The 24,895-nt window shown below is 33.7% G+C and carries 22 protein-coding genes; 5 read left to right on the top strand and 17 right to left on the bottom strand.

Annotated features, from left to right (window positions below; translation table 11 throughout):
* Positions 1-95: 95 nt before the first annotated feature.
* Both KHA98_RS13615 and KHA98_RS13610 read right to left on the bottom strand, forming a co-directional pair.
* Positions 96-995: a S66 peptidase family protein gene (locus tag KHA98_RS13615; protein ID WP_213258485.1), complete on the bottom strand. Its 900-nt coding sequence runs from the start codon at positions 993-995 to the stop codon at positions 96-98.
* Between the two features lie 154 nt (positions 996-1,149).
* Positions 1,150-2,223 carry a serine hydrolase domain-containing protein gene (locus KHA98_RS13610; protein ID WP_213258484.1) on the bottom strand — a complete coding sequence of 358 codons (1,074 nt, stop codon included), beginning with the start codon at positions 2,221-2,223 and terminating at the stop codon, positions 1,150-1,152.
* A gap of 138 nt (positions 2,224-2,361) precedes the next feature.
* Here KHA98_RS13610 and KHA98_RS13605 point away from each other — a divergent pair, with 138 nt between their 5' ends.
* The 3 genes from KHA98_RS13605 (at position 2,362) to KHA98_RS13595 (ending at position 4,333) form a co-directional block, all read left to right on the top strand.
* Positions 2,362-3,456, top strand: a complete 1,095-nt coding sequence (locus KHA98_RS13605) for an endonuclease/exonuclease/phosphatase family protein (RefSeq protein WP_213258483.1) — start codon at positions 2,362-2,364, stop codon at positions 3,454-3,456.
* Between the two features lie 73 nt (positions 3,457-3,529).
* Positions 3,530-4,069, top strand: coding sequence for a 3-hydroxyanthranilate 3,4-dioxygenase (locus KHA98_RS13600; protein ID WP_213258482.1), 540 nt, complete (start codon positions 3,530-3,532; stop codon positions 4,067-4,069).
* An 81-nt stretch (positions 4,070-4,150) separates the two neighbouring features.
* Positions 4,151-4,333, top strand: coding sequence for a hypothetical protein (locus KHA98_RS13595; protein WP_213258481.1), 183 nt, complete (start codon positions 4,151-4,153; stop codon positions 4,331-4,333).
* A 32-nt stretch (positions 4,334-4,365) separates the two neighbouring features.
* Here KHA98_RS13595 and KHA98_RS13590 read toward each other — a convergent pair whose 3' ends face one another.
* Positions 4,366-5,325, bottom strand: a complete 960-nt coding sequence (locus KHA98_RS13590) for an MBL fold metallo-hydrolase (protein ID WP_213258480.1) — start codon at positions 5,323-5,325, stop codon at positions 4,366-4,368.
* A gap of 289 nt (positions 5,326-5,614) precedes the next feature.
* Between KHA98_RS13590 and amaB the strand changes: the two genes are divergently transcribed.
* Together amaB and KHA98_RS13580 are read left to right on the top strand one after the other, a co-directional pair.
* Complete coding sequence (gene amaB, locus KHA98_RS13585) at positions 5,615-7,168, top strand: L-piperidine-6-carboxylate dehydrogenase (RefSeq protein ID WP_213258479.1); 1,554 nt, start codon at positions 5,615-5,617, stop codon at positions 7,166-7,168.
* 110 nt (positions 7,169-7,278) lie between these two features.
* A complete protein-coding gene (locus KHA98_RS13580) occupies positions 7,279-8,013 on the top strand; it encodes a hypothetical protein (protein ID WP_213258478.1) in 735 nt (244 codons plus the stop codon).
* Between the two features lie 101 nt (positions 8,014-8,114).
* On the opposite strand, the gene KHA98_RS13575 is transcribed toward KHA98_RS13580, so the two are convergent.
* From KHA98_RS13575 to KHA98_RS13510, 14 genes are all read right to left on the bottom strand, one after another.
* On the bottom strand, positions 8,115-10,961 hold the full coding sequence (locus KHA98_RS13575) for a pectate lyase family protein (protein ID WP_213258477.1): 2,847 nt from the start codon (positions 10,959-10,961) through the stop codon (positions 8,115-8,117).
* A 600-nt stretch (positions 10,962-11,561) separates the two neighbouring features.
* Positions 11,562-12,335 (bottom strand): Bax inhibitor-1/YccA family protein, encoded by a 774-nt coding sequence (locus KHA98_RS13570; protein ID WP_213258476.1) that lies wholly within the window; start codon positions 12,333-12,335, stop codon positions 11,562-11,564.
* Between the two features lie 162 nt (positions 12,336-12,497).
* Positions 12,498-13,889: an NADH-quinone oxidoreductase subunit N gene (locus tag KHA98_RS13565; protein ID WP_213258475.1), complete on the bottom strand. Its 1,392-nt coding sequence runs from the start codon at positions 13,887-13,889 to the stop codon at positions 12,498-12,500.
* Positions 13,890-14,026: 137 nt separating this feature from the next.
* The gene (locus KHA98_RS13560) at positions 14,027-15,466 is read right to left on the bottom strand and encodes a complex I subunit 4 family protein (RefSeq protein ID WP_213258474.1); all 1,440 of its coding nucleotides are present in this window, start codon (positions 15,464-15,466) and stop codon (positions 14,027-14,029) included.
* Positions 15,467-15,476: 10 nt separating this feature from the next.
* Positions 15,477-17,360 carry an NADH-quinone oxidoreductase subunit L gene (gene nuoL, locus KHA98_RS13555; RefSeq protein WP_213258473.1) on the bottom strand — a complete coding sequence of 628 codons (1,884 nt, stop codon included), beginning with the start codon at positions 17,358-17,360 and terminating at the stop codon, positions 15,477-15,479.
* 7 nt (positions 17,361-17,367) lie between these two features.
* Positions 17,368-17,688, bottom strand: coding sequence for an NADH-quinone oxidoreductase subunit NuoK (gene nuoK, locus KHA98_RS13550; protein WP_133523522.1), 321 nt, complete (start codon positions 17,686-17,688; stop codon positions 17,368-17,370).
* The gene (locus tag KHA98_RS13545) at positions 17,688-18,227 is read right to left on the bottom strand and encodes an NADH-quinone oxidoreductase subunit J family protein (RefSeq protein ID WP_213258472.1); all 540 of its coding nucleotides are present in this window, start codon (positions 18,225-18,227) and stop codon (positions 17,688-17,690) included. The genes nuoK and KHA98_RS13545 overlap by 1 nt, the downstream gene beginning before the upstream one ends.
* Positions 18,228-18,773 (bottom strand): NuoI/complex I 23 kDa subunit family protein, encoded by a 546-nt coding sequence (locus tag KHA98_RS13540; RefSeq protein WP_213258471.1) that lies wholly within the window; start codon positions 18,771-18,773, stop codon positions 18,228-18,230.
* Between the two features lie 86 nt (positions 18,774-18,859).
* Positions 18,860-19,912, bottom strand: a complete 1,053-nt coding sequence (nuoH, locus tag KHA98_RS13535; RefSeq protein WP_213258470.1) for an NADH-quinone oxidoreductase subunit NuoH — start codon at positions 19,910-19,912, stop codon at positions 18,860-18,862.
* A 6-nt stretch (positions 19,913-19,918) separates the two neighbouring features.
* The gene (locus KHA98_RS13530; RefSeq protein ID WP_213258469.1) at positions 19,919-20,947 is read right to left on the bottom strand and encodes a 2Fe-2S iron-sulfur cluster-binding protein; all 1,029 of its coding nucleotides are present in this window, start codon (positions 20,945-20,947) and stop codon (positions 19,919-19,921) included.
* A 173-nt stretch (positions 20,948-21,120) separates the two neighbouring features.
* Positions 21,121-22,491, bottom strand: a complete 1,371-nt coding sequence (nuoF, locus tag KHA98_RS13525) for an NADH-quinone oxidoreductase subunit NuoF (RefSeq protein ID WP_213258468.1) — start codon at positions 22,489-22,491, stop codon at positions 21,121-21,123.
* A gap of 1 nt (position 22,492) precedes the next feature.
* The gene (locus KHA98_RS13520) at positions 22,493-23,023 is read right to left on the bottom strand and encodes a complex I 24 kDa subunit family protein (RefSeq protein WP_213258467.1); all 531 of its coding nucleotides are present in this window, start codon (positions 23,021-23,023) and stop codon (positions 22,493-22,495) included.
* A gap of 89 nt (positions 23,024-23,112) precedes the next feature.
* The gene (locus KHA98_RS13515; protein WP_213258466.1) at positions 23,113-24,351 is read right to left on the bottom strand and encodes an NADH-quinone oxidoreductase subunit D; all 1,239 of its coding nucleotides are present in this window, start codon (positions 24,349-24,351) and stop codon (positions 23,113-23,115) included.
* Positions 24,352-24,372: 21 nt separating this feature from the next.
* Positions 24,373-24,894 (bottom strand): NADH-quinone oxidoreductase subunit C, encoded by a 522-nt coding sequence (locus KHA98_RS13510; protein ID WP_213258465.1) that lies wholly within the window; start codon positions 24,892-24,894, stop codon positions 24,373-24,375.
* Between the last annotated feature and the right edge of the window lies 1 nt (position 24,895).

Raw genomic sequence — 24,895 nt, 5'->3', positions numbered from 1 at the left:
ACACAAAGTAGAATTGAAATTTTGCGTCTTCGCGTCTTTGCGAGATTTTTATGTGGTATTTTTTAGATTTCCTTAAATAAAAGGATCAGAGTATATTATTTCTGAAAAGTAACCGTACTTCCTGATGCATTTACATCAATAGAAATTGTATTTCCCATGATCAAAGCACGATTATCCTGAATATGGCCTGCCGGAAAATTAAAGATTACCGGAATATTGTATTTTTTAGTAACGTCGTCAATAATTTCTAATGCATTTTTCCCCCACGGAACTTCATTGTCTTTCATTTTGGTCATTCCGCCAATGATAATTCCTTTTAAATTTTCGATACAGCCGTTTCGTCTTAAATTCATCATCATACGATCAATATGATACAGATATTCATCTAAATCTTCAATGAACAAGATTTTATCTTTACAATCAATTGCAGAAGGAGAACCCAACAAACTATATAATATAGAAAGATTTCCACCGACTAATTCGCCAGTTGCTTTACCAAAACGATTCATACTGCTTGGTTCAATAGAATAGGAAAGAGGCTCACCAAATAAACTGGACTTCATTGAACTAATCGCAGCCGGAGTAGCACGCGGAATCGTAACTGGCATAACACCATGTATCGATTTATAACCCATCGTGTTTAAATGATTGTGCAAAACCGTGACATCACTAAAACCTATAACCCATTTTGGATGTTGTTTGAATTTTGTAAAATCCAATAAATCCAACATCCTAACAGTTCCGTAACCGCCTCGAACGCACCAAATCGCTTTTATATTCGGATTATCTAATTGCTTCTGAAAATCAGCAGCACGCTGTTCGTCAGTTCCGGCCAATTGGTGGTAATCTAATCCAATTGTACTTCCAACAACAGCCTCTAAACCCCAGCTTTTAAGTAAATCTATAGTTGGTTTTAAATTATCGTCGATATTTTTTCGTGCAGTTGCCAAAAGCGCTACGGTATCTCCTTTTTGTAAATAAGGTGGTGTTATCATGTTTTGTTGAGATTGACAGTTGAATGATTGTAAAGCAAAAATAAGAAATGTGAGTTTGCAAAAGGCAAAATGTCTCTTTATATAGTCAAAGCAGTTTTTATTCATTTTTTTCTTTTGCTTAAATTTATAAAATTAATTTTTAAGGATGGGTAATTTAACCTCCATATTGTTTTTGCAGTTCAGCCAAAAGTAACATTAAACCTTTATCGGCTTCTTCTGCCTTGACATTCGCAAATAATATAAAGGCTTTATTAATGTCTTTGCAAATATACACTTTGGTTAAAAATGTTCCGGGATCTCCATAATGAAATGAATATTTTAGACCTGATTTTTCATTTATTTCAGAATACCATCCAAAAGCAACATCAGGAAAACCAAAATGCATATAATTGAATTCTTCGGAAGTCAGTAATTGTGATTTTCCTAATAATCCCTGAAGTTGCATCTGAGTAAATTTACAATAATCAGGTAAACTGCAGTTTATATTTCCAGCAGATGAAAGCCAGTTTAGTTTGTAGTTTAAAGCAGGTTTTTCGGGATTTAAATCTTCATCATGTCCCCATGGTTCATTTTTGTTTTTCAAGTTCGGCTGACCAAAATCAAAATCAATATTTAATGCTTTTCCTAATTCATTAACTAAAGTTTCGTACGTTTTTCCAGTTGCTTTTTCAAGCATTAATCCAGCTGCTACATAACTGGGATTAGACCAATAGATAGGTTGTTTTTCTAAAACCGGATTTTGCTGAAAAAACCAGGCAATAAATTCATAACGTTGTTGCTGATTGTTTCCTTTGATTTCGTTTTGAGTTGGCGTTTTATTTCCGTACGACCAACCTGCTAACGCTGCCCGTAAAGTCAAAAAATCCTGTAATGTAAAATTATAAGTCGCAGGATTACTTTTTGCCTTTAGTTCCGGATATAAATCGAAGAATTTGGTATCCCATTTTATCTTTCCTTCTTTAACTAAAAGCGTTGCAATATAACTGGTAACCGTTTTTGTTATAGAACCTAAGCGAAATTTGTCATTCATTTTTGCTTTAAAAGAAGAGTTATAACGCTGATAACCCAAAGCTTGAATTTCAATTATAGAATCTGACGAAACAACAGCGTATGCTAATTCCGGAATTTTATATTTTATTCTGATACTGTCTGCCAGTTGACTGTTTTTTTGACCCTGAATATTGCTTATAAAGCTTACTAAAAAGACTAAAAGGAGATTTTTTTTCATTTAATAAATTACCAAATTTTGTAAGCAAGGTACAAGACATTTCTAAAGTAACAAAGATATAAATATGAAAAATAAATAATATAAATTTCTTACAAATAATTAATTTGTTTAAATTGTACTTTTAATTAGAATAATATAATGAGTACAACGAATAAGCTTTATTTTCTTTTCTTTTTTTCGGTTTCGATTTTATGTGCACAATCTAAGAAATACAATATTCATACGGTGGCCTTTTATAATTTCGAAAATCTTTTTGATACTATAAACGATGCGAGTACAAATGATGATGAATGGACACCGACAGGCGCACAACATTGGACAAAAGAAAAATATGAGCAAAAATTAAAAAATCTTTCAAGGGTAATTTCTGAAATAGGAACGCCTGAAAATTCAGGTTCACCCACTTTACTTGGTTGTTCTGAAGTCGAAAACAGAGGAGTTCTTGAGGATTTACTAAAACAGCAAAAATTAGCAGATTTAGATTATGGAATAATTCATTTTGATTCACCAGATCAGCGTGGAATTGATGTTGCGCTTCTGTATAAAAAAAAGTATTTCAGGCCGACGTCTTTTTCGAACATTCCATTATTAATTTACAAAAACAATCCTGTTCTTCCGGAGGATAAAAATGAAGATCTGGGAGATGTAGAAATTAAAACAATTAAAAATCGTGTTTTTACAAGAGATCAGCTTTTAGTGACCGGTTTTTTGGAAAATGAGGAAATTCATATTATCATTAATCACTGGCCTTCGAGATCGGGTGGAGAAAAAGCTTCGAGTAAATTTAGAGAAGCTGCAGGAGCTTTAAACAGAAAAATAATTGATTCTCTACAGCAGATAAATCCAAATGCAAAAGTGATAACGATGGGCGATCTTAATGACGGACCATTTAACAAAAGCATAAAAATTGCATTGGGAGCAAAAGGAAAGAAAGCAGAAGTTCCGGAATTTGGAATATTTAATCCGTTTGAAGAAATGATGAACAAAGGCATGGGAACAATTGCTTTTCGGGATTCCTGGGATATTTTTGATCAAATTATAATGACAGAATCACTTATAAAATCGGACTTTTCGACTTTTATGTTGTGGAAAGCAGGGATTTTTAACAAACCTTATTTGGTTCAGACTAATGGAAAATATAAAGGATATCCTTTACGAAATACAATTACAGAAGCCGGTTTTAGCGACCATTTTCCGGTTTATATTTATTTAATAAAAGAAAATCAACGGTAGAGATGAATTGCAGTGTGTCTCTACAGAAAACTTTCACTAAATTAGCTTCTCATAAAATTTATCATTCTTAAAAATGGCTATAGCAAAACCTTTCAATCTCACAAAATGGATTGAAGAAAACCGACAATTACTTAAACCGCCCGTTGGGAATAAAAATCTATATGTTGATTCCGGCGATTATATTGTGATGATTGTTGCAGGACCAAATGCGCGTAAAGATTATCATTATAATGAAACAGAAGAACTTTTTTATCAGTTAGAAGGAAGTATAAAAGTAGTGATTCAGGAAAATGGCGAACGCAAAGAAATGGAATTAAGCGCAGGAGATATGTATCTTCATCCTGCAAAAATCCCTCATTCTCCAGTTCGTTCAGAAGGTTCAATAGGTTTAGTAATCGAACGTAAACGTGCCGGATTAGGATATACAGATGGTTTGCTTTGGCATTGTGATAACTGCAATCACAAATTGTATGAAGTCTATTTTGAATTGCATAACATTGAGAAAGATTTTTTTCCGCATTTCGAGCATTTCTACAATTCAGAAGAATTAAGAACTTGTAATAATTGCGGAACTGTTATGGAAACTGATCCAAGATTTACAGCTAAAAAATAATGTATTTAATATATACGAAACCCGACAGGTTTCTAAAACCTGTCGGGTTTACGATTTGAATAGTTTAATATAATTTTGAAAATGAATCTCGAAAAAAATAAACAGTTAGGCACTCAGCTAAGTGATGAAGATACATTTTTACTTGAACTTAAGGCAAAAATCAAGCAAGGGAAAGAGGAACTTCGAGAAGGTAACTTTATCACACATGAAGAAATGCTTCTCAAATTAGAGAAAGAAGGATTAATCAAGAAAAGTAAATCATAGTTTCAATCAGTAAAATAGGTATAAAAAAAATCTTAGAATTCAAGTTTTTTTCCTTGTTCCGGATAAATAATTTTCACTCCCAAATCATTCTGATTTTTAAGCTGTTCTTTAAGTTTTACAATATTTTTTGTTGGAGGTTTTAAGTGTGTTACAATAATTTTAAAACCTTTTAAAGAATCTTTCCCGGCTAAGTCTTCTAAAACATGCAATTCTTTCATTAAATGATTTGGAGTCAAATGGCCAAATAAAAACTGATCAGGTTGCTCGTTTGGGAAAGAAACCTCAATGAATATTCCTTTAAGTTGTTTGTTTTTTATTAAAGGCGCAACCGCAGTCCATAAATCTTTTAGATTATTACTTTTTTCTACTGCATCAGGGCCTGTATCACCGAGATACAAAACATAAGAATCACTATTTTTAACTAAAAATGCCGTACTCTTAAACGGATTCACATGGCTTAACGGAAAAGCTTTTACCGTCATTGTTGTATTGGTAACGGGAGTTTCTTCGCCCAAGTTTAACGTTTGAAAATGATATTTTTTTAGTGGCTTTCCGGGACCTTTATCACCAAAATTAGCCCAGGTTTCGTCATTAAAATAATGATTTTCCATCATTTGCATACACTTTTCAGTAGCATAAACCGTCTTAGATGAATCTGCGGGTGAATTAATAATCAACCCTGAAACATGATCTAAATGCGCGTGCGATATAAAATAACCTTTAATATATTTACGTAAAACTTCGCTGGTTGAAACTTTAAAGACTTTATTTTCGATTGCTTTTTCGATTCCTGCATTTATGGTTCCGGCATCAAGACTTATATAATCATTCGTGTTAATAGGTGCGAGTAAATAAGCCGAAAGGTTTTTTTCATCGATTCCGCCTTTTATTCCCAAAGGAACTACCTGAAAAGAAGCCTTTTGTTCTTTTTGGGAAAATGCATTTGCTGAAATTAATAAGATGCAGAGCGCGAACCGTGAAAAAATGTTCATAATTTATATAATTTTGTTTCCGCAAATTTCATCATTTAATGGGAATAAATTGTACCAAAGAAGAGTTAATCCTATTTATTAACCCTAAATTTATACCGATTGTATATTCAATATAGTCCAATTGCATTGTGCTATTTTCATATTACATCGGCATTATACCAGAAAACATTAGATTAAAATATAAATCTAAATGGTATTACTTTGATTTTAACAGCGGGGTTTAATTAAAATTCGGCTTGAAATAATATCTTTACATAAAAATATAACAATTTTAACTAAAAAAGTTACAATGACAACAATAGCATCGCAATTTGGAATGAATGAGGCTCTGGAAAAATTGGGCATCAAATCGATAAATGAAGGAACATCGACGGGTTTAGAGAATTTTTCTTCTGGAGAAATTTTAGAAAGTTATTCGCCGGTTGACGGAAAATTAATTGCTTCGGTAAAAATGTCAACAGCTCAGGATTACGAAAAAGTAATGCAGTCTGCAACAGAAGCTTTTAAAAGTTTTAGATTAATTCCTGCACCACAACGTGGAGAAATTGTGCGTCAGTTTGGAGAAAAATTACGTCAGAATAAAGAAGCACTTGGTAAATTGGTTTCTTACGAAATGGGAAAATCATTGCAGGAAGGATATGGAGAAGTTCAGGAAATGATCGATATCTGCGATTTTGCAGTAGGATTATCACGTCAGTTGCACGGTTTAACAATGCATTCTGAAAGACCAGGTCACAGAATGTACGAACAATATCATTCATTAGGAGTTGTTGGGATTATCTCCGCTTTCAATTTTCCTGTTGCAGTTTGGTCGTGGAATACAGCTTTAGCATGGATTTCCGGAGATGTATGTGTATGGAAACCTTCTGAAAAAACACCTCTTTGCGGGATTGCATGTCAAAATATAATTGCTCAGGTTATTAAAGAAAATAATCTTCCGGAAGGAATCTCATGTTTGATTAATGGAGATTATAAAATAGGGGAATTGATGACTGCGGATACTCGTATCCCACTAGTTTCTGCAACAGGATCGACCAGAATGGGCAAAATTGTGGCTCAGGCAGTAGCAGGTCGTTTAGGTAAATCATTATTAGAATTAGGCGGAAACAATGCCATTATTGTTACACCGGATGCTGATATTAAAATGACTGTAATTGGTGCTGTGTTTGGTGCTGTTGGAACGGCAGGTCAGCGTTGTACTTCAACTAGAAGATTAATTATTCACGAAAGTATTTATGATAAAGTAAAAGACGCTTTAGTTGCTGCTTACAAGCAATTGCGAATTGGAAATCCGCTTGATGAAAATAATCATGTCGGACCACTAATTGATACCCATGCAGTTGAAATGTATGCAACAGCTTTAAATAGAGTGGTAGCCGAAGGAGGAAACATTCTTGTTGAAGGTGGAGTGCTTTCAGGAGAAGGTTACGAAAGCGGATGCTACGTAAAACCTGCAATTGCAGAAGCTAAAAACTCATTTGAAATTGTGCAGCACGAAACTTTTGCCCCGGTTTTATATTTAATTAAATATTCTGGAGAGGTTGAGAATGCTATTGAAGTTCAAAACGGAGTAGCACAAGGATTATCATCTGCAATTATGACGAACAATTTACGTGAAGCAGAAAGATTTTTGTCTGTAGTAGGTTCAGATTGCGGAATTGCCAATGTAAACATCGGAACTTCCGGAGCTGAAATTGGTGGTGCTTTTGGTGGAGAAAAAGAAACCGGAGGTGGCCGTGAATCAGGTTCTGATGCATGGAAAATATATATGCGTCGTCAGACAAATACAATTAATTATACTACAAGTTTACCTTTGGCACAGGGGATAAAATTTGATTTGTAATATTTAAATAATTTCATTGAAAACCGCTAATTTCAAATTAATGAAATAGCGGTTTTTTTATTTTGAATTTATAGTAGTTTACTTATTTTTGATTGAAAAATTTGTATCAGATGAATCGAAAAATATTTTTGTTGCTTTTGACAATTTCTATATTGAGTTGTAATAAAAAAAAAGATGTAAAAACGATAGTATCGGTTAAAGATACTTTGAATAAAAATGTTTTTGAGGAAGAATATGAAGGAGAGGAATCTGGATTGAGTTTAAAGGAACTTCAATTTCCAAAAACAGGGAAAAATGTTGAGGATTTTGTTTTAGAACCTTGTGAAATAAAAATGAAAGCTGAAGGATTTTTAAATGATGACAACCTTAAAGACATCGTAATTGTTTTGCAGAATAGTAATAATAGTGAAGATTCACGAGCAACTTTAGTTCTTTTGCAGCAAGAAGGAGGAGGATATAAATTGCAGGAACTTTCATGGGAAGCAGTAGGTCCAGAATATCCAGATTACCATAGACTCGGTGATATTTCTATAGATTCTGAAAGGAAATTGCATATTTTACTTGAAGGAATGGGACCTGTTGGGAATAGAGAAGCTACATATAAATTTATAAATGATAAATTAGTTATTGTTAGTATAGGGACTTTTCATAGTGGTGCCGGTTCTTGGCTCACAAGTGAATACGATCTTATTTCTGGCAAATATGATCATGAAGTGACGAATACATTGCACGATAGTTTACCTAGTGAACATCAAATAGGAGAGTTTAAATTGAAACGACAAATGTTATTTGCAAGTGATAATCCGGATACAATTGTAGAAACGCTTCCGAAGGCCAGTTGGTAAATTGTTAAAAGATATTATTTGAGATTTTAAAAAGATAAAAAGGCTTCCAAATTCGGAAGCCTTTTACTTTAAAAATAAGTTAGTTAAGTTATGGGTGTAGTTTATTTTTTCAGAATAGTTTGATTGAATGAACCATCATTTGTGTAAACTTTTACTAAGTAAGTTCCGGGAATTAATCCGCTTACGTCAATGCTTTCTGTATCTTTTCCGGTACTTTTTACTAATGTTCCGGACATATTGTACACTAAGACTTTTTCAATAGTTTGAGTTCCATTCGAAACATATAAAACATCAGAAACCGGGTTTGGATATAGAACTACTTTTGCAGCTTGAGGTTCTTCTGTAAGTTCAGCTGTTTGAGCCATTCTTAAAGTTGCTCCACTTGTATATTCAGTAGCGATATAGAATAAATTGGCAACAGATCCTTTAGTAATAGTGTTTGAGCCAGCAGGAATTGAAGCAGTAACAATTCCGGCAGAAGCGGTATACGACACATTATTTACTTTAATTGTTCCTGTAAAATTTGAGTCAAAAACTAGTGTTAACGTAGATGCACTAGTCGTTGTATAGGTTATAGATGTGCTTGATTCGATTTTTAAACGCTTTGTTAATGTTAATCCTGCATAAGTTACAGAACCATCAGTAGAGTTCATGTTTCCTGTAATAGAGTAAAAAGAACTGGTTTTTCCTGAAGTTGTAAAATTATGGATTTCATTTCCACTTGGTGTTCCGGTATTTACTGTAATTGTTCCAGATCCGGTTGCAGGAGTTCCTGTTCCTGTTGTTGCAATCGAATACGATACAGTTGCAGTTGGAGTTCCTGTTATTGTGATTGTTTTTGCCGATGTGTTTTTTACAAAAGTAATTCCAGATGCAGGTAATCCTGTTACAGTTGCATCAGTAGCATTTCCGCCCCAAGTAAAAACAATAGAATTTATTGCAGTTCCACTAGTTACAGTTTGATTATTATTAGCGGTTGAAGTTAAAGTCTGAGTTCCCGCTGCTGTAACCGTAATTGTTCCAGATCCCGTTGCAGGAGTTCCAGTTCCTGTAGTTGCAATAGAGTAAGAAACAGTTGCCGTTGGAGTTCCTGTAATAGTGATTGTTTTTGCAGTTGTATTTTTTACAAAACTAATTCCAGATGCAGGTAATCCTGTTACAGTTGCATCTGTAGCGTCTCCGCCCCACGTAAATACGATTGACGCAATTGCTGTTCCGCTTGTTACACTTTGATTTTGATTACCTGTAGAAGTTAAGGTTTGTGAACTTGTTGGTGGATTTCCTTCGCCCTGAACAGAAACTAACGTTCCCGTATAGTTTGTAAGTGCCGATTTAAGAGCTGTAATTACAAGTGAAGATGAATCGTCCACACTGTTGTCAAATGTCCATTTTAAATCCCCTCCTGAAACACGTCCGGCATATTGTGTTACTTTTGTTTTTGCAGTTGCCGGTTGATCAATAACTAGGTTTTTGATATATAATGAAGCGTCAGTATCAAAGTTATTATATGAATTTGCCCCAGATTTAGATTTAATAGAACTGCTTACTGTTTCGCCTCTTGAAGTGGCTAGATAAGCATCAAAATCTGTAACAGAACTTATTTTTCCTGATATATTATATAACGGATTTGGGTCATTGTAAGCTACAAAACGCATATTATTTGTTCCGTTTGAAGCATCAAAAGTATTATTAAATGCTTTTATGAATCCTCCAGCTTCTCCAGAGAAAGTTCCCATAGTTCCGGCATTGTTCACTTGATTTGCTTCATCCCAAATATCAGTACCTTGTAATGAAGTCATCATTGGATGTTTTGCGTTACGGAAATAATTTCCTTCAACAAAAAGGGAAGATCCTAAAGTTGAACCAGCTCCGTATTTGGCATTTCCATCATAATAATTGTTGTAAATGTGTGCAGAATAGTAGCGAACACGTGGATGACGAGAATCAGAATGATCAAACCAGTTATGGTGATACGTAATGTACAAACCAGTTGTAGTTCCCTCGCTTAATCCTAAAAGACTTGCTTTTCCATTATCCCAAAAGTGGTTATAAGACAAAGTGATATAAGTGGAAGATTTGTTGTCAAGAGCGCCGTCACCTTTTATTTGGTCGGCATCGCTTCCTGCATTTCCATAAAATAAGTCACAATTGTGAACCCAAATGTGGTCGTTATCTTGTTGCATTCCAACATTATCTCCAGCAGTAGAGTTGCAATTCATAAAACCGATATTACTAACTTCAATATTAGAAGCTGCTTTAAGACGAACTCCCCATCCATTAGCTACAGCATCATTTCCAACACCCTCAATCGTCACATAACTAGATGCGTTGTTGGCGTTTTCAATAACAACATCACCACCTTCCATAACTGACATATCAGTAATATTACCCACCAATCGAATAATAAAAGGACGGGTATCTTTTCCTTTTTTGATAGCATACAAGATGTTTTGTAAACCAACACAAGGATTAGCACTAGCGCCTGTAATATTCATCGATATCGTATTTTTTGTGTTTTGAGTAATGTAAAGAATTACAGCATTGTCTTTTGGAGTTCCATCTGCTTTATATCCTCCAGGGACTCTGCCGCTTTCAAAAGCAAATCCGTTTCTATCCTGAGCTGAAACGGTTAATGTACTTGTTGTAGCTCCTGTTCCTTCTACACCAGAAATTACTGGTTTTACTTTAATAGTATAAGATCCCGCTGCTAATCCCGGAATATCAGCACGAAAATAAGATCCGTAGCTTCTAATAAGCTGATCGTCAATTTTTCTATCGGTAAGTCCCCCGCCAGAATAATAAACATTGTAGGTTTGTGCGTTGCTTACAGGTTGCCATTTTACAAAGGCAGATTCAAGCCAGCCTGAAGCTTCATTAATTTGGACAGTTTGTGCCCATAACTGAACTGTCATAAAAAAGACAGCTACGAAAAGTAGGTTTTTTTTCATAATTGTTTTGGTTAAAAAGTTAGCAATAGTTGTTAAGTAATTTTTGAATATCTTTTACAGTGGTTAATTGTAATCGATTACACAAAAGTATACAATATTTTGAATTTGATAATTATTTCGTAAATAAAAAACGGATAATTTAATTTTTTTAGTTTTGAAATTGTAAATATGTAATAAATTGCATTGATTGTAATTTATTACATAATTGTAAAAAATGATGTGAGGTGCTATTTTTACTATTCTTTTTTATAATGCGTTGTGTGAGAATTCTCTTTTAAATTTTAATTTTTAAAGATTTATAAAAATTTTGAGGAATTTTGTTAAAGTAAGAAATAGATTATTTTAACGACACGCTTTTAGAAATTTAAATGCTTACAAAAAGTCTTTTTTGGGTAAGTATTAAAAATTTTGAAGAGTAAAAGGAAGGGGATAAAGTCTTTTATTTTTATTAAGTGAATCTGTTTTCTAATTAAATAATGTCTTTCAGAGTGTTTTTTGAAGGAGGAATGGTAATCCAAAAAGAACTGTTTATTACTTTTTTGGCATAAAAAAAGGCCTTTTTGATGATTCAAAAAGGCCTTAGATATTTATTAAAAGAAATTAATCTTTGCTTGATAATTTTGATAGTAATCTTAAGAATTCAATATATAGCCAAACTAATGTAATGATCAATCCCATTGCACCAAACCATTCCATATACCTTGGCATTCTTTGTTGTACTCCTTTTTCGATTTGATCGAAATCTAAGAATAAATTCAAAGCTGCAATAATGATTACAAAAACACTAATACCAATACTCATCATAGAATTTCCATAGTGAACAGGCTGCCAGCTTGTAAACATCGAAACTACCCACGAAATTAAATAATAAGTTGCAATAGCCAAAGTAGAAGCTACAACGACTGATTTAAATGTTTCAGTAACTTTTACAATTTTAAATTTATATAATCCAAGACATACCAGAAAAGTAACTAGAGTTGCAGCAACTGCATTCATAACTATTCCAGGATATCGAGCTTCAAAGATTGCTGAAATCCCTCCAATAAAAAGACCTTCAAAAACTGCATATCCAGGTGCTAAATACGGTGAAGCCTGAGGTTTGAATGCCGATATAACAACTAAAATAAGTCCGATAATAGCACCACCAAATGCAAGTGGCATTATGTTCATTTGTTGAAAAGCCATCCACCAGGTTATCATCGCTGATCCGCATAATAATAAAAACAAAATAGCTGTTTTATTGATCGTACCAGAAAGCGTCATTTCTTGATTGTAGTCAATAATTTGTGCGTGGTGTACTTCATCAGCTTTTGAAACAGCATTTGACGAGAAACGCTTGTCGCTTAAAAATGGATTTTTTGAATTGAAGTTCATATTTATTATACTTTTAAATGTATCCAAATATATGGAGTTTTTTTGAAGAGTACTTGTTTGCGTTAAATTTTTAACATGATTTTTTCTTCTAAATAGAATTGTTTTAAAATAAAAAAACCATTCGAATTAACGAATGGTTTTATGATATAAAGAGAAATCTTTTTATTTCAATAAATCTAAAACTAAAGATGGGAATAATCCTAAAGCAATATTTAAAGTAATTGAAATGATCGCAACTGCATAAATAAGAAATGGTTTTCCTGTACGCTCCTCATTTGGTTCTTTAGAGTACATAGCCAAAATAAGTTTGAAATAATATCCAACACTTATAATTGAGTTGATTACCGCAACAATAACTAAAGCGATATATCCAGATTGAATTGTTTGATTAAATAAAAATAATTTTGCAAAGAATCCGGAGAAAATAGGAATACCTGCCATAGATAATAATGAACCCGTTAGTATTGCAGCTAATAATGGATTTGTTTTTCCTAAACCGTGAAAGTTTGTAATATCTTCATTATCCTGATTTTTACAAACGTATAAAATAACACTAAATGCAGCAATTCCAGCCAATGCATAAGCAGCAGCATAATACAATAAAACTCCTGCAGATGTTGCAATCGTTAAAAATGTCATTAACATAAAACCTGCATGTGAGATTCCTGAATAGGCAAGCATACGTTTTACGTTTACCTGACGTAATGCCATAATATTTCCAATTGTCATAGATGCAATTGAAATTACAACAATAATATGCTCAAACGTTCCAAGCATATCTTGATTTTCTAATGATGGAATTAAATTTAATCCCGCTACTAATTTATAAAGTGTTGCAATTGCAACTACTTTTGCTAAAGTACTCATTAAAGCAGTTGTCAAAGCAGGTGAGCCTTCGTAAACGTCCGGAGCCCAGAAGTGAAATGGCACTGCAGCCACTTTAAATAACATTCCAATTGTCATTAAGATCATTCCAATAGGAAACCAGATTGGCAATTCAGCAGATAAAGAGCTTTCAAAAATTTCGGTAACATCAAATGTTCCCATTGCTCCGTAGATCAAACAAATCCCGAATAAAATAATTCCTGATGCAAAAGATCCCATTAGGAAATATTTCATACCAGCTTCATTACTTTTAATATTTGTACGATCGCTTGCTGCTAAAACATATAACGCGATTGATAAAATTTCAATTCCAAGGAAGAACATAGCAAGATTTCCAAAAGAAACCATCGCAACCGCTCCTGCTAATAAAAATATTTTGATAGCAACGAAATCTGAGATTTTAGTTTGATGATTTTCGTAAAAATTATGACTTAATGCTACAAGGAAAATAGTCAAAATGATAAACAATGACGAAAACGCAGTCGAGAATTTATCCACTGCAATCATGTTATTGTAATAACTTGCCGTAGAACCAAATTCATAATAATTAAGTGCTAAGACGCCCAATAAACCAACAATGGTAAATGGAATGATGCCTTTTCTTAAATTAAGAATTTCAAACAATAGGCAAAAAATACCCAATCCTGTTATAGCTATTAATGTATTCATTTTTGTTTTTTTGATTTAGGAAATCTAAAACGCCCTAATTTATTTTATTTAAAATGTATTTTTATTTCTTTAGAAGCTTAACATTAAGCATCAGATAAAATCTGAAATCAAAAATCGTTAATCTCTATTCTAAAATCTTAATTTTTATTGATAACGTTTAAAATCGTTTCTAAACTTGGTGTAATCAAATCTGTAATAGGTTTTGGATAGAATCCAAAGAATATTAAAACAGCAATAATTGCAACCAATGAAATTCCTTCGTTAACAGAAACATCTGTAAAAGTTTTTGAATTAGTTTCTCCTAACATTACATTTTGAAACATCTTCAACATATAATATGCACCTAAAATAATAGTTGTTCCACCTAAAACTGCGAACCAGATATTAATTTGAGAAAGGCTATATAATACAGTAAACTCTCCAACAAAATTAAAAGTAGTTGGTAAGGCAACAGATGCTAAAACCAAAATTAAGAACATTGAAGTAAATTTTGGAGATTGAGTACGGATTCCACCCAATTCAGCAATATTTCTTGTTTCAAATCTTCTGTAGATAATTTCAGCAGCGTAAAATAATCCAACTACAACAAAACCGTGAGCGATCATTTGTAAAACTGCTCCGCGGAAACCATCAATAGTTAAAGTATAGGTACCTGCAGCAATTAATCCAACGTGCGCTAGAGAAGAATAAGCTAATAATTTCTTTAAATCTTTTTGTCTTAAAGCTACGATTGAACCGTAGATTACTCCGGCAATTCCTAAAGCAATAAAAATGTTCATGTATTCTTTTGCAGCAAGTGGCGCAATTGGTAATTGCCAACGAATAACACTATATAATCCCATTTTTAACATGATACCAGATAAAAGCATTGTTCCAACTGTTGGAGCTTTTTGGTACACATTTGCCTGCCATGTGTGGAAAGGAATAATCGGAATTTTAATTGCGTATGCAAGGAAGAAAGCTAAGAATATCCAGAATTGCTCACAAGCAGATAAATTTAGTTTGTATAAATCTTCGATTAAGAAGCTTCCGGCTTTTTGATATAAATAAATAAAAGCAATTAGCATGAATAATGAACCGGCAAGTGTGTAAATAAAGAATTTAACCACTGCTTTTCTGCGTTCTTCAGCATCGCCATTACCCCAAATAAGAGCAATGAAATAGATTGGAATAAGCGCTAATTCCCAGAAAATATAATATAAAAGACCATCTGCAGCAAGGAAAGTTCCTGTCATTGCAAAAGTCATAAACAAAATTAAAGCATAAAAAGCTTTTGAATTTTTATATTCATTCCCGAAAGAAGAAAATATAATAATAGGAGTCAAAGCCGTTGTAAGCAAAAGCATTGCAAGACCTAAACCATCAGCATTTAGAGCAAATGAAATTTTAGGCTGATTAATCCATGCATTAATTAAGCTGATATTTTCACCAGCAGAAAAATGATTCAACAATACAACCGAACAGCCCAAAGCTGCCAAACTAAAGAACAAAGCTACTTTTGAAGCGAGTTTGTCACCAGAAAAATAGGTGATAAATGCACCAACTAAAAGAATAATTAATATAAGAGAAACGTTCATAGTTATAAAATTATTGAGCTAAAAATATATAAGATACAATGGCACAAAGACCTAACACAAAAGCAAAAAGATATAATCCGATACTTCCTGTTTGTAATTTTTTTCCTTGGAATGCTAATTCATTCGCTGCTTTTCCTAATCCGAAAACAAGGGCAGATAATCCAGTTTCGATATAATCTCTAAAGAATCTTGATAATCCGTTTACAGAACGTACAAAAATTGCATCATAGATTTCATCAACATAATATTTGTTGTATAAAACTTTTGTCAGACCTGTAATGTTTTCGTCAGCTTCAGGAACATTATCTTGTTTAAAGTATTTTACGTAAGCAATTAAAATTCCTAACAATCCACCTAAAACTGCAACACCCATTAAAGTGTATTCAGTTGCTCCTAAATGATGTTCTTCTCCAGCTATTTTTGTGAAAAGAGGAGCTAAATATTCATTTAACCAACTGTTTCCAGGTAAACTAATTAATCCACCAAAAGTGGCTAAAATAGCTAAGATGATAAGTGGAATAGTAATTAATGAACCGCTTTCGTGTAAATGATGTTTTTGCTCTTCAGTTCCTCTAAATTCTTTGAAGAAAGTTAAGAACATTAAACGAAACATATAGAAAGCTGTCATAATTGAAGCAATCGATCCAACAACATATAATGGAATACTGTGGTGGAACGCTGTCATTAAAATTTCGTCTTTAGAAAAGAATCCTGAGAAAAACGGAACTCCTGAAATTGCTAATGAAGAAATCAACATTGTCCAGAAAGTAATTGGCATTGCTTTACGCAATCCACCCATTTTACGCATATCTTGTTCTCCGTGCAATCCGTGAATTACAGAACCTGAACCTAAGAATAAACAAGCTTTAAAGAAAGCATGCGTGATAACGTGAAAAACAGCTACTTCATAAGCACCAAATCCTAATGCTAAAAACATTAATCCTAATTGTGAAACGGTAGAGTAAGCCAATACCTTTTTGATATCCGTTTGAACCAAACCTATTGTAGCAGCAACTAATGAAGTGATTGCTCCAATAACAGCGATTACGGTTTGTACATCTGGTGTAAGATCAAAAACAAAGTTTAATCTGGTTACCATAAAGATACCAGCAGTTACCATTGTAGCCGCGTGAATCAAAGCAGAAACCGGAGTTGGTCCCGCCATCGCATCTGGCAACCAAGTGTACAACGGAATTTGAGCAGATTTACCACAAGCTCCAATAAACAAACATAAAGCTGCTAAAGAAAGTAATGGTAAATTTAAGTTTGAAGCGCCTGCGATTGCAGTTTTTAAAGTTGCATAATCTAATGTTGAAAACATCGTTCCGATGATGAACATTCCGATTAATAAACCTAAATCTCCAATTCTGTTCATGATGAAAGCTTTTTTCGCAGCGTCATTGTAATCCTGGTTTTTATGCCAGAATCCAATTAATAAGTAAGAACAAAGTCCAACACCTTCCCATCCAATGAAAAGAACTAATAAGTTGCTTCCAATTACAAGTGTAATCATAAAGAATACGAACAGATTTAAATACGCAAAAAACTTGTGCATATTCTCATCATCATGCATGTAACTGATAGAGTATAAGTGAATCAAAGATCCAATTCCGGTTACGAATAATAACCAAAGAACAGATAACTGATCTAATAAAAATCCAAGATTGATTTTTAGATTACTAATTTGAATCCAGTCAAATAAAGTAACCTGAATTGTTTTTCCTGTAGATGTAATTTGATTAAAAAGAACAAGAGTAACTACAAAAGAAACAGCTACGGCAGCAGTTCCGATAAATCCGGAAACTGTTTTTCCTAAGCTTTTTCCAAAGAAAACATTGATTAAAAATCCTAAAAAAGGAGCTAAAACTAAAACTAAAGCTAAATTGGTATCCATTTCTATTTTATCCTTTTAAATTTTTTAAATTATCGATGCTAATTGAGCCAATATTTCTAAAAATAGAAACTAAAATAGCCAGACCTACTGCAACTTCTGCAGCGGCAACTGCCATCGAAAAGAATACGAAAACTTGTCCCTGCGCATCCTGGTGGTACGTTGAGAAAGCAACAAATAAAAGGTTTACTGCATTCAGCATGATTTCGATCGACATGAAAACGATAATAGCATTTCGTCTGTACAATACACCAAAAACACCAATACAAAAAAGTACAACACTTAAAAAGATGTAATTTTCAATACCTATTTGATTTAATATATTACCCATTATTTATTTAATTTTTCTTTTTTAGACAATAATACAGTTCCAATCATTGCAACCAAAAGTAAGATTGATGCAAATTCAAATGGTACCATATATTCGTTCAATAATATTTTACCCAAAACTTTAATAGATTGGAAATCTTCTCCTGTTGAATCGTATTCGCCAACGATTGGTTTAGAGTTGATGAAAATTGCAATTAAAACAATGCAAATCAAACAAAAAGAAACAATAGCACCTAAACGAGTGATTCTAGGTCGATGTACATCTCTTTGTTCATTTAGATTCATTAACATAATCGTAAACAGGAACAAGATCATAATCGCTCCGGAATAGACTATTATATGTACAATAGCTAAAAACTGTGAATTCAATAATAAGTAATGACCAGCAATCGAAAAGAAACAAATTACTAAATAGATAGCACTATGAATTGGATTTCTGCTGAAAATAGTCAGGAAAGCGGTGATTACCGTAATAAACGCTAAGAAACAAAATATAATTTGTACAGTTGTTGCGTGTGCAAAATCAGGAATATGTATCATTTAGTTAGCATTATTAAGTTGAGCATTTTTGATAGCCATTTCAAGAGGCATCACCAATTTGTCTTTTCCAAAAATGAAATCTTCTCTTTCATAACTGGCAGGAACTAAAACTTTTGAAGTCGTTAGATAGATAGCGTCTTTTGGACAAGCTTCTTCACACAAACCACAAAAAATACAACGAAGCATATTGATTTCGTAAATCGAAGCATATTTTTCTTCTCTGTATAAATGTTTTTCATCAGCTTTACGTTCGGCAGCTTTCATTGTGATTGCTTCTGCAGGACATGATAAAGCACATAATCCGCAGGCAGTACAATTTTCACGACCTTGCTCATCACGTTTCAACATGTGCTGACCACGATAAACCGGACTCATTTCACGAACTTGTTCAGGATAATGAATCGTAACTTTTTTTCTAAAAAGGTGTTTAAGCGTAATAGCCAAACCTTTTATAATCGCCACAAGATACAATCGCTCAATAAAAGACATCTCTTTATTAGAGACCACTTTTTTTCTACCCGATAATGATATAGTTTCTATTGACATTTTTACTATTATAGTTTATGATTTACAATTTGAGGTGAATCAAATTTAAAATCTATTTTATTTTTATTTGAAGCTAATTACGTTTCTTAGAATCCTAAAGCTGCTGCGATATCATGTCTTAAGATAACAGCGCCCGTAATCATAATATTAATAATCGAAAGCGGAATTAAAATTCTCCAACCTAAGTTCATTAATTGGTCATATCTAAATCTTGGAATTGTCCAACGTACCCACATATAGAAAAATATGAAGAAACATATTTTTACAAACAATACTGCGATTCCTAGTAAGTTAGCTGTATTTACACCAACATTTTCTACCATCCATTGCATTCCTGGATAGTTGTATCCTCCAAAGAACAATACAGAAATAATAGTTGCAGAAATAAACATACTCGCGTATTCAGCAAACAAATAGAATCCCATTTTCATAGAAGAATATTCAGTATGGTAACCTCCAATTAATTCGTTTTCACATTCTGCTAAATCGAATGGTGTTCTGTTAGTTTCAGCAAATGAACAAATTAAGAAAATTAAGAATGATACTGGTTGATAAAAAACATTCCAGTTCATTCCTTGTTGTTGTAATGAAATTTCTTTTAAACTCATTGTTCCGGTCATCATCAATAAAGCAATCATGGATAATCCCATTGCAACTTCATAAGAAACCATTTGCGAAGCTGCACGAACAGCTCCCATTAATGAGAATTTATTGTTAGAAGCCCATCCACCAATCATGATACCATATACTCCAACAGAAAGAACTCCAAAAATGTATAATAAAGCGATATTTATATCGGTTGCCTGAAGAATAATATCTCTTCCAAAAAGATGAAGTTTATCTCCCCACGGAATTACTGCGCTTGTCATTAATGCCGTACTCATTGCAATTGCAGGTCCTACAACAAATAAAAATTTGTTTGGCGTATTTGGGAAAAATTCTTCTTTTGAGAATAATTTCATACCATCTGCAAGAGGTTGTAATAATCCTCCCCATCCGGCACGGTTTGGCCCAACACGATCTTGCAAGTAAGCTGCAACTTTACGTTCAGCCCAGGTAGAATACATTGCCATAATCATTGTTATCGCAAAAACGACAACAATAACAACACTCTTTTCTATAATAAATGCACTTTCCATTTCTTACTATTTTTTATCTTTATCAGTTAATGGAATTGCGGCCATACTAATCTTTTTACGGTCAATATCTCTACCTAAAAGGATATTCTTTTCAGTATCGATTTCAACTTTCTCTAATTTTTGAGTGTAATTGTTTTGGTTGATTACAGAATCTTTCTCAAATTCTCTTGGTCCTTCAATAACCCAGTCATTTACGTTTTTGTGATCAAAACGACAGCTGTTGCAAATGAATTCTTCCACTTCATGGTACTCATCTTTACGACCAGTTACACGTTGAATTTCTCCACCAAACATCCAAACTGTTGTTTTACCACAACATCCCGGAGTTGTACATTCTCTGTGCGCGTTATAAGGTTTATTAAACCAAACTCTAGATTTAAAACGGAAAGTTTTGTCTGTTAAGGCTCCAACCGGACAAACATCAATCATGTTTCCTGAGAATTCATTGTCGATAGCTTTTGAAATTCCGGTAGAAATATTAGCGTGGTCACCACGATCTAATACTCCGTGAACTCTGTTGTCTGTCAATTGATCTGCAACTTGTACGCATCTTTGACATAAGATACAACGGTTCATATGTAGTTGAATATTTGGACCAATATCTTCTGGTTCAAATGTTCTTTTTTCTTCAATAAAACGTGATTTTGGGTTTCCGTGCTCAAAACTTAAGTTTTGAAGATCACATTCACCAGCCTGATCACAAATTGGACAGTCTAATGGGTGGTTGATCAATAAAAATTCTGTAACAGATTTACGCGCTTCCGTAACTCTTGCAGAAGATTTACTGTTTACTTCCATTCCGTCCATACATCCTGTTACACAAGATGCCATTAATTTTGGCATTGGTCTTGGGTCAGCTTCACTTCCTTTAGAAACTTCAACTAAACAACAACGGCATTTTCCACCGCTCCCTTTTAATTTTGAGTAATAGCACATGGCTGGCGGTACCAAATCTCCACCAATCATACGTGCAGCCTGCAGGATTGTTGTTCCTGGTTCTACGTCTATACTTTGACCGTCTATGGTTACTTTCATCTCTTTATTTTGTTTTTTTAGTTTCAGGTTTCACGTTTCATGTTCTCACTTGAAACTAAAAAAAACTTGAAACTTTAAACTATTTTAAACTTTTTTGTTGAAAGTCGGAATATTGAAAAGAATTGCTGTCCTTTTAAACATTTTTGAACTTTATAACTTTCTGCTTTTTATTTTTATACGATTACTTTACCGCCTACTAAATGCTTAACTTGTGAGAAAGGCTCAGCAACAAAGTGATCTCTATTTTTGATTTTTTCAGGGAAACGAACGTGATATTCAAATTCATCTCTGAAGTGACGAATCGCTGCTGCTACTGGCCAGGAAGCGGCGTCACCAAGCGGACAAATTGTGTTTCCTTCAATTTTACTCTGAATACTCCAAAGTAATTCGATATCTTCTTCACGGCCTTGACCGTTTTCAATTCTCCATAAGATTTTTTCCAACCATCCTGTTCCTTCACGACAAGGCGTACATTGTCCGCAAGATTCGTGGTGGTAGAAACGAGCAAAGTTCCAAGTGTTTCTTACAACACAAGCAGTATCGTTGTAAACAATAAATCCTCCGGAACCTAACATAGATCCGGTAGCAAAACCACCATCACTTAAAGATTCGTAAGTCATTAAACGATCTTCTCCATTTGCTGTTTTGAAAATCAATTCAGCTGGTAAGATTGGCACAGAAGAACCTCCTGGTACAAATGCTTTTAAAGGTCTGCTAGAAGACATTCCCCCTAAATATTCATCAGAATTCATGAATTCGTCTACACTCAAACCTAATTCAATTTCGTAAACACCAGGATTTTTAATGTGTCCAGAAGCAGAAATTAATTTAGTTCCTGTCGAACGTCCAATTCCGATTTTTGCATAATCATCACCAGAGTTGTTAATGATCCAAGGCACCGTAGCAATAGTTTCAACATTGTTTACAACAGTTGGATTTGCCCAAAGACCAGAAACCGCAGGGAAAGGTGGTTTAATACGAGGATTTCCTCTTTTACCTTCCAATGATTCGATCAATGCAGTTTCTTCTCCACAGATATATGCTCCAGCTCCACAATGTACGTGAAGTTCAAGATCAAATCCTGATCCTAATATATTTTTTCCTAACCATCCGGCAGCTTTTGCTTCGGCGATTGCTCTTTCTAATATTTTGAAAACCCACATATATTCTCCACGAATGTAGATGTATGAAAGGTTAGCGCCCAAAGCAAAACTTGAAGTAATCATTCCTTCGATCAATAAGTGAGGAATATATTCCATCAAATAACGATCTTTGAAAGTACCTGGTTCAGATTCGTCGGCGTTACAAACTAAGTGTCTTGGTTTTCCTGATTTCTTGTCAATAAAACTCCATTTCATTCCGGCAGGGAAACCTGCACCTCCACGACCACGAAGACCTGATTTTTTTACTTCTTCAGTAACTTCATCCGGAGTTAATGTTTTTAAAGCTTTTTCTACAGAAGCATAACCACCATTTTGGCGATAAACTTCGTAGGTTTTAATTCCAGGGATATTGATTTTATCTAATAATATTTTTTGTGACATCTTATTTATCGTGTAATATTATTTTATCTTCTTTACAATCAGCGATTAACTGATCGATTTTCTCTTCTGTCAATTTTTCTTTGTAGAAATCTCCTAACTGCATCATCGGAGCGTATCCGCAGGCACCTAAACATTCTACACCAGCAATGGTAAACATTCCGTCCGGAGTTGTTTCACCCATTTTAATGCCTAATTTTTCAGAAGTATAATCCATTAAATTTTCGGCACCATTTAAACAGCAACAAGAAGTCTGGCAAAACTCAAACATGTATTTTCCAATTGGTTTTTGGTTGTACATGGTATAAAAAGTTACTACTTCATAAACCTCAATTGGTTTAATCTGAAGAATTTCGGCAACTTTATCTTGCAATTCAATGCTTAACCAGTTGTTATGAGCATCCTGAACTTCGTGCAAAACAGGCAATAAAGCCGATTTTTGTTTACCTTCAGGATAATGACTAATCAATTCATTGATGCGGGTCATCAATGCTTCTGTCATGTTTATTTCTTGTTTGTAATGTTTACGTTCCATTTTTATTTTGGATTTTAGTCCCAATAGCTATCGGGATAGATTTTAGATTTTTCAATCTATAATCTGAAATCTATATTCTGCAATCTTTTTTATGCGTCTAACTCTCCTGCAATTACATTTAAACTTGATAAAATCACAATTGCATCAGAAAGTAATGATCCTTTAATCATTTCAGGATATGCCTGATAATAGATGAAACATGGTCTTCTGAAATGTAATCTGTATGGTGTTCTGCTTCCGTCTGTAACTAAATAAAAACCTAACTCTCCATTTCCTCCCTCAACAGGATGGTAAATTTCTGCAACTGGAACAGGAACTTCTCCCATTACAATCTTAAAGTGATAGATTAAAGACTCCATATTGTTATAAACGTCTTCTTTTGGAGGAAGATAGTAATCAGGAACTTCGGCATGATATTCATTTCCAGCCGGCATTTTTTCCAAAGCCTGACGAATGATGCTTAAACTTTCCCAAACTTCTGCATTACGAACACAGAAACGATCGTAAGTATCACCTGATTTTCCAACAGGCACTACAAAATTGAAATCTTCATAAGAGGAGTAAGGCTGTGCAATACGAACGTCATAATCAACTCCGGCAGCACGTAAGTTTGGTCCTGTAAATCCGTATGCCATTGCTTGTTCAGCTGAAATAGCTCCAACGTTTACAGTTCTGTCAAGGAAGATTCTGTTTCTTTCAAATAAGTTTACAAATTCTTGCCATGCAACAGGGAATTCTTCAAGGAAAGTGTCTAGTTTTTTAAAAGCTTCCGGAGACCAGTCTCTTTCAAAACCACCAATTCTCCCCATATTTGTAGTTAAACGTGCTCCACAAATTTCTTCGTAGATCTCGTAAACTTTTTCTCTAAATTGAAAAACGTATAAGAAACCAGTATAAGCACCAGTATCTACACCTAAAATCGAGTTACAGATTAAGTGATCTGTAATACGTGCCAACTCCATTACAATAACTCTTAAGTATTGCGCTCTTTTTGGAACTTCAATACCTAACAATTTTTCTAAAGTCATCCACCATCCCATATTATTAATAGGAGAGGAGCAATAGTTCATACGGTCTGTAAGAGGCGTAATTTGGTAGAAAGGACGGTTTTCAGCGATTTTTTCAAAAGCTCTGTGGATGTAACCAACAGTTGGTTCGGCTTCAAGAATTCTTTCACCATCCATTAATAAGATGTTTTGAAAAATACCGTGAGTAGCCGGGTGAGTAGGACCTAAGTTCAGTACCGAAAGTTCACTTCCGTCTTCATTAAGTTTCTCCTTAATTATTTTAGCATAACGATGCTCTGGTGATAATAATAGTTCTGACATTTTATAATGTTGAATTATTTTTTAGCAATTTGTTGTTGTTCTTCCAAAGAATCTGTCGTCTTTATCAGTTCTTCCGCTGTCTTCCATTGGGAATTCTTTTCTCATTGGGAAAGACACCATTTCATCCATATTCAAAATACGTTTCAATTGCGGGTGACCAATAAAATTGATTCCGAAGAAATCGTATGTTTCTCTTTCCATCCAGTTTGAACTTAAGAAAATATTTGAAATTGTTTTTATTTCTGGTTTTTCACCATCTAAATAAACTTTGATTCTGATACGTTTGTTTTCGATCCAGTTGTGTAAATGATAAACTATCGCAAATTGACGATCTTGTTCGTTGTCCGGATAGTGAACACCACATAAGTCTGTTAAGAAGTGAAATTGTAAGTCAGCATCATTTTTCAAAAAAAGAATCAAAGCTGTGATTTTGTCAGCAGTAGTTTCTATAGAAAAAATATCTCTTTCTTGTTGAAAATTGAAAACATTAGTATCAAATGTCTCAATAAGTTTATCTTGAATCAGGGTATTGTCTAAAGCCATC

The organism is Flavobacterium branchiicola (assembly GCF_018383905.1).
Taxonomy (GTDB): Bacteria; Bacteroidota; Bacteroidia; order Flavobacteriales; family Flavobacteriaceae; genus Flavobacterium; species Flavobacterium branchiicola.
This window is presented reverse-complemented; position numbering and strand designations above follow the sequence as displayed.